Origin of the sequence: Candidatus Jidaibacter acanthamoeba (assembly GCF_000815465.1) — a bacterium.
Taxonomy (GTDB): domain Bacteria; phylum Pseudomonadota; class Alphaproteobacteria; order Rickettsiales; family Midichloriaceae; genus Jidaibacter; species Jidaibacter acanthamoebae.
The window spans coordinates 1-7,339 of the sequence record NZ_JSWE01000068.1; the positions used below are offsets into that span (position 1 = coordinate 1).

Here is a 7,339-nt window from a genome sequence, read left to right on the forward strand (position 1 = left end):
AATTATCACCGAAGCTTGGAGAATTTAAAAAGGAAGCTCACAATAAAGTAATGCATGAACTAGCGAATAAATTAGGAGTAAACTATCTAGAAGTATATGGAGGGAGTGTAGTAGAGCAGGGGTTAGTAGGTAAAGCCGGGATTACGACATCGCAAGCGAGTAGTTCATATCGAATAGAGCCAAATTATGCTGAGAAGTTTAATTTAAGCTTTGCAAACGGTAATGAATATAACCAATTTTTAAATTACTATAATCAAAACTTCCCGGGGTTTATATTAAGTACAAGTACATATAATCAATATAATACCAGGGGTAGTAACTATAGTTCAGTAATAGTTGATCCCAATAAGCTAATAAACCAAGTTGCTGCTACATTAGCTAATACAACACATGTAGAAAGAGTAACACAACAAACAAGCCAAGAACGAGCTGTTTAAATTAAGGTTGGAGAGTTATAAGAATATAACTCTCTGCTAATTAATTTTTGTACTATAATTTAAGTTAATGATATGTTAGGAACCGGTAGTGATCTTAACCCGAATTAGTGTAGAGGAAGTTAAGCAACTTCTAAAGAATCTTGACTCTCAAAGTTGTGTTTCTATGAGGTTGCACCAATACATCTAGTTCATAGCCTTCCTGGTCAATTGCTCTCCACAGCTAGTATCTCTTGCCTCTTATTACTATGCACTGCTCATCTAGATGCCACTTATCTCCTCGTGTGCCTTCTCTTCTTTTTAGATTATTTGCATATATTCTACCAAATCTCATCACCCAGCTGCGTATTGTTTCATGGCTCACTTCTACTCCTTTATACATGAGTAATGATTCAATATCCCTCAAGCTCACTGCCAGCCTATAATAACACCATACCACATAGCTTATAATCTCTACAGGAAACCTGTAGCCTTTATACTTGAGCATGGCCTCTTTATCTATAACCTTCCCTACTTTTTACACCATCCTTAAACCGTAGACAACAACTTGGCAGTACCATATAAATTCTTGAGGGTGACCTATATTTTCAATATTTTGTATATTATTTCTTTATTCAGTTACTCTCATATAGCCCTCCTTTGTTTGACAGTTTATTGTTGTCATTATTACTTAACTTATATGGCGACTTAGCTGTTGGTTATCACCCCTTGTATTATATCTCTCTAGCCATTTTGCTACTTGTTCATATAATCTTCTAGTATTCATTCTGATATCACTTAGTTGATCAGCTTGATACTTGAATTCTTCCTGCATTATCAACCCTGGAAATCTGCTATTAAAGTAATTAACAAATCTATTTAGCTCAGCAACATTGTTAAATTTTAAGCTAAATGTTGTAGTTATTGGTTGGTTACTTGTATTTGTTCTATATTGAGTATCAGTTTGTATAGTGTTTATTCCCGCCATTGATACCATGGCTTGCTCTACTGCAATACCATTATATATATCATCCCAACTTACTTTTAATACTTTTTGGAATTTTCTCATAAGTTCATTATGACTTAAGTTTATTTGGTCTGTTTTACCAGTTTCAGCGCTTGCTTTAGCTTCACTCTCCTTGTTACTAGCTATTGTTTCACTCCAACTTATACTACTACCTCCACTCGCTCGCCCAATCCTCCTTAAATTTTCTCTATTATCAACACTTATGCTGCTATTTACAGCTCTTTGATTACCTACTGCTGCCTCTCGCAGCTCATAATTTAGTAACCATTCAAAAAATTCTAAACCATGTCTTACAGATATACCAAGGTTGTAACTACTTAAAGTGCAGTTTCCATTGTCATTACTTTGAATAGTATGATATGGCCATGTTTCTATATAGTTTAGAGCATCATTAGATATGTTTTTTATATGTTCTGGTAGTTCTATTCCATATATATTACTTAATCCATTTTCTATATTTTCTGGCCTTGAAAATATTGCTTGAATTACCCCTATAATATATTGGGTTAGTTCTTGTTTATCCTCTTCTAATTTAAAAGAACCTATATAATAGGATTTGATTTTTCTCATCCCTCCTTCGAGCTTAGTATACCTACTATGAGCTACTCCATCTATCCTACCAGCCTCTATCCATCGGTTATCCACTCTTGCTATAATTCTATCTTCACTAAATTTAGCTAAGCTTATATACAAACAATGCCCAGGCTTTACTACCGCGCGTCCATTTAGTCCTTCAACCTCATGTTCAGAATATCCTGTTCTTATTACATACTCTTCTCCTATACTTAAGCTCAATAATTTATTAATTATTGCCTTCGCTCTTTGTTTAATTAAAACCTCTTTGTAGGTAGAGCTAATCCAGTAATTGTTAATCTTTTCTCCTATTAATGTATCAATTATTGTCATAATTTCTTTGAAGAGCTTACTACCTGCTTCTCTATCTGGTATCTCAACTTCAAGGCCTTTTTGTAACTTTAAGTAAAGCTCTATATATAAATATAGCCTTATCCCTAATATCTCATCTGAGTGTCCTCCCTCAACTCGTATAGTTCTTTGATGTTCAGGCCGAATTTTTATTATATTTTCTAGATACATTCTATATGTTCTGCGCAAACCTATATCATTCTTCCAATTTATTAATTTTTCATTACCTGTAATCTCATAGATTATATTTGCAACCGTCTCATCATTTAATCTTCCAGTATAGCTAACCATACCCCTTTCTAATATCTTTCTTAACCGTTGTTCAGTCACAAAATATTTATCTAGCAATATTCTGCCCTGCAGCATATTTGGCTTAATAAATAAAGAAATATTGAGCGCATCATCATTGTTCTTATTCAGGCAAGTAACATCTGCTCCATTTGCAACTAAATATTTAACTACTGCAATATGATGGTTTATTGCCGCCAACATTAACGGCGTGTCTCTTCCTTCGTTGTTTTGGTCATTTATATATATCCTGCGGTGTGCAAGTATAGCTTGAACTGCTTCCAAATCTCCCCGCTCAGCAGCATCATGCAATTCTGTTTTTTCATTTGTTAAGGTTATATTCTTTAATCGTAATGTTCCCTGTCCTAAATAGTAATCATATACTTCAGTGGGTAACTGTGCTGTTTTAGCTGATTCTTTTAATGCCTCTATAAGCACTTTTTTTTGCTCTAAACTTAAAGGAATATGGGTAGTGCCTTTTGTGCTTCTTATTACTAAAGTTTCTTTATCAAATACTAAGTATGTTTTGTGCTTTAATGCATGGTCAAAAGTATTATCGATCCATGCAGGGTTGGAGCTATATTTATAACAATAAATATTTACTAACCTAAATGCTTCTTCATTATTTAGAAAAATGATATCAGAATTAAGAAGGAAATTTCTGGTTATAGCGTATGCTATATCTGCTTCCCTGCCAATAATTAGTATCTCTAAAGCAGATTGTAATCTTTTTTTAATTTGGACATTACCAGATCGAGCACTCTCTAAGAATTCTGTAAGTAGTGTTTCAACTAACTCATTTTCTTGTCTATTACTTACTATCGTGTTTATGGTGCGTTCTATAAAGAAAATTACCTTATGATTCTCTGATTGTTTTGGTTTAAATAAGTATTGATATATTGGCTTAAGTAGTTCCGGCTGTTTAAGCTTAGTCCCTAAAGAGCGTAATATTAAAACTACCATAATTTTTATATGTCTGTCATTGCTACTTGTTAACTCTAACAGTTCTTCTACTACTCTTTTGAGTAAATCATAATTAGATTCTTTATAAATAGCTCTTATATTAGTTAAAGCTCCCGCTGCAGTTAACCTGAACCATTCTTCATTACTGCCTAGCTTTGCTACCAATTCAGAAATAGTTTTATTAAAAAGAACTAAATTATGGTTCTCTATTGTATTTCCTAAAAAACCTAGAGCTTCTATTGCACTAGATCTAATATACTGTTTTACACCTTCTTTTAACTTTTCTAATAAAAAGCCAACCACCTTATCTATCAAAGCAGGGAGAGGCCTTTTATTTATTAGATCACTAAGTAGAGATGAAGCGCTATTATGGTGCCACTCCCACCTATAATCAAGCTTATTTTCATTTAACAATTTTAAAACAGCGTTTTCTATTGGCTTAGATCCTTGCATACTTAGTAGTATCTTAAGTATAGAATGTTCAATACTTAGATGTGTGTAAGATAATCTTGTTAATAACTTTTCTACTATTGTTTCCAATAGATTTTGTTTTTGTATACCTGATATTTTAACTAATTCTTTTATAACATTATCATTTGTTTCTATATCGGGTGAAGTTAAGGATTCAATAATTATTTTTATTGCTTCAGGTAACTGATAAGATTGCTGACCGATTATTATATTAGCTAATACTTCTCCAACCCCACCTTCAATTTGTTTGCTTGCTGATAATATTCCATTTGCTATTGCACTTATCATTTCAGGTTTTTTTGCCCTGACTAGCATTTTTTCTAAAGCATCTACTGCTCCCTCTTTTATCCACTCATCTGTCATTCCCATATTTCTATCATTAAGTGCTAGGGTTATCTCTGTTGCTATAATGGTTAATATTTTAGGCTCGTGAGTAAAATATGCAATTCCCTTTAAAGCTGATACATATCTAATTTTTATACTATAATCTTTTGTGTTATAATTATCTAACTCTTGTCTTAACTGATCAGTTATTTGCTTCATTAAACTTAGATTTTGTTCCTTATCCAATAACTCACATAATATACAAATAATGCTACTAGCGCTGAAAGCTGCTTTTGTTAAAAGAAATTTTGATAGCTCTCCGATTACTTTTTTAGCTAATTCAGTATTCTTTGTGCTCTTTACTATAATCTCTAGTAATCTTATAATCTTGTGAGTTACTTGAGCCTCATCCTCGCTATTCACCTTTAACTCGTTAAATATTAAGTTAATTATTGTTTCTGCCAAATTGCCGTTCTGGAGCTTAATTACTAATTTACTCAGTGAAGATAGTATTAATATTCGGTATTCTTTTGAGTAGCCGCTTAGATTCATATCCTCTGTAAATGCCAACAAATACTTTTTTATCTTTTCTATTAATTCAGGCTTATTAAGCTTGGGTAAAATTATGCCAATAACATTTAAAGCCCTCATGTCATATAATTCACCTTTATTACTAATTAGTAAGAAATTAACTATTTCTTCTAATTTCTGATACTGATTAATAAAGGGGTACTTTTCAAAAGCTTGATATATTTTATTATCACTACATTTTCCGTTTAAATATTCTCTTAAAATTATAGCTAAAAAAGCATTTATAAGTTTATTATTAACTTTATAAGTAGAACTAAGTATATTTACGCTGTGTTTCAGAATATCAATATTACTAAATTGTTTTGTAATATTCCCAATTATTTCTCTGTGTACCTCGATACTTTCATCTACTTCGCATTCCTCTAAACATCTAATTAACAAGCTTACATGCTTAAACCCAATAATTTCTCTAGGTTCAGTTTCTATAAAATACCAGAATCTTAGTAGTGCACTATAATCATTTAATGTTTTGCCTTTCTCATATAAGACCCTAGCTACATACCCCCACATTACCTCATAGTAAGGCGTGTATTTATGCTCCCTTATTAACCTTTCTGCCTCAGCATATCTCTCACTTCCCACCTCTTCTATACTTCTTGCAATATATCTTGCTGCAAAATATTCTTGGAATGTTAAATGTATAAAGTGTACTTCTTCTCCTATACTTTTTATTATCCCGATCTTAAGTATCTCTCCTATATGTCTTCCTAATACTTGCAATACTACTTCTTTACTTATTACTATTTCGTTCTTTCTCATTCCTTCTATGGCTAGCTCTTCTAATTTTAATACTAGCTCCTTACATTCATCCCATTCATTTAATCCTATCTCTTCTGCTTCTTCCCTAAAAAACTGCTTATTCTTTTCTTTAACTAAATACCTTTTTAACAGTTTCCCACTTATTTCTTTATATAGCCTACTTGAAGTATAACTTTTATCTCTGCTTAAATCTTCCCATGCATAACATATTAATTCTAAGTTAATTGGGATATGAGTTATTCCCCATATACCTTTATTACTTTCTAAAAAACTTATTATCTCCTTACTTTTATATGGGGACATAAATTTATTAATATAATTTTTTATGTTTTCGCTAGTAAACCCTATGTTTTGTAGCTCCTCATCTATATTAACTGGAGTACCCTCAATCTGCCTGATTCTGCAAGTAGGCCGAGAAGTAATGATTACTATATTGTTGGTATTGGTTAATATTTGGGTCAGTAATTGTGTTATTCTACTTCCTTCAGCTGTAGCTACTAATGAAATTATTTCATCATATCCATCTAAAATAAATAATGTATTCTTTGAATTATTAATTACAAACTGCTTAATACTTATTAAATCAGGCTTACTATCATTGTCACCACCCATGCAGTAATCCCTTATAATCTCACTAACGCTTGGGGTATTAGAATATTGCCTGTTTATACTTATAGCTATTTTCCTAAGCGGCAGCCATATTACTGCTGAAAACTTATCATTCCATAACTGGTTTTTACTCCACATTACTGAAGCATACTGGCATAATGTACTCTTACCTATTCCTGGTGTACCATAGATAGCTATTTTCTTTATTTCCCTGCCTTCTATATTATTAAATAGCTGCTTAACCTCTATTGTTTCTTTCTCTTCGTGTATTGATTCATAAGTCTCTAATCGCTCATCCCGCACTTTAGCTGCTTTACCCCTTTCTTCTTCTGCTCCTTCTTTTAGCTGTTTTTCCTTTTCTTCAAATACTTCTTTTTTTAAAATGGCTAAGTTAATAAAACTGCTTGTGATCGGAACATTCTGTAATACTAGATTATTAAGAGTTTTATAGTTTAAATAATATTCCTTTAAAGAGGTGATTACTTCATGCTGTTTATTTTTTGCTATATTTGGCCTTTCTATTCTCATACTGCCCTCTTTCCTTATATTTTATTGATTGGCCATAAACTATTTTAGACAAAGACATGGGATGAAGCTTAACATAAACAATTTATTACTGGATATTTATATCTTTTCTATTACTTAAAATGCTCCCTATTCACTCTTTGCTTATCATTTTAAATTTTCATTACATATTTTATATTTATTTCTTTTAAAACTATTTGCTAATTAATATAAATTTAAATACTGCTTATGCTTTATCTTGCAACATATTTTAAGATAGAATAAATAAAATACATATTATTTATATGAAATATATTTGAATATTTTAATAACTAAGCAACTAATTTATTTATTTTTATTGCCATTACCATTACTCTAATTAAGGTATGGGTAAAGGGGCGTTACTGCTTAAATTGGTTGTGTTGCGAGAAATGAAATATGAAGGTAGGTATAAGGTAAGGCAAGC

At 31.6% G+C, this 7,339-nt stretch carries 3 protein-coding genes; 1 reads left to right on the top strand and 2 read right to left on the bottom strand.

The annotated features are described in order from the left end of the window. Window positions 1–437, top strand: a 437-nt coding sequence (locus tag NF27_RS12300) for a hypothetical protein (protein ID WP_039455427.1), incomplete at its 5' end; no start/stop codon positions are given. Window positions 438–657: 220 nt separating this feature from the next. On the opposite strand, the gene NF27_RS02410 is transcribed toward NF27_RS12300, so the two are convergent. Then, window positions 658–921 (bottom strand): IS6 family transposase, encoded by a 264-nt coding sequence (locus tag NF27_RS02410; RefSeq protein ID WP_053332511.1) that lies wholly within the window; start codon window positions 919–921, stop codon window positions 658–660. Window positions 922–1,104: 183 nt separating this feature from the next. Further along, window positions 1,105–6,897 carry an NACHT domain-containing protein gene (locus tag NF27_RS02415; RefSeq protein ID WP_039455429.1) on the bottom strand — a complete coding sequence of 1,931 codons (5,793 nt, stop codon included), beginning with the start codon at window positions 6,895–6,897 and terminating at the stop codon, window positions 1,105–1,107. Between the last annotated feature and the right edge of the window lie 442 nt (window positions 6,898–7,339).

Coding starts and splice junctions, on each gene's coding strand:
- NF27_RS02410 (WP_053332511.1), bottom strand. CDS start 921: ATGCTCAAGTATAAAGGCTACAGGTTTCCTGTAGAGATTATAAGCTAT.
- NF27_RS02415 (WP_039455429.1), bottom strand. CDS start 6,897: ATGAGAATAGAAAGGCCAAATATAGCAAAAAATAAACAGCATGAAGTA.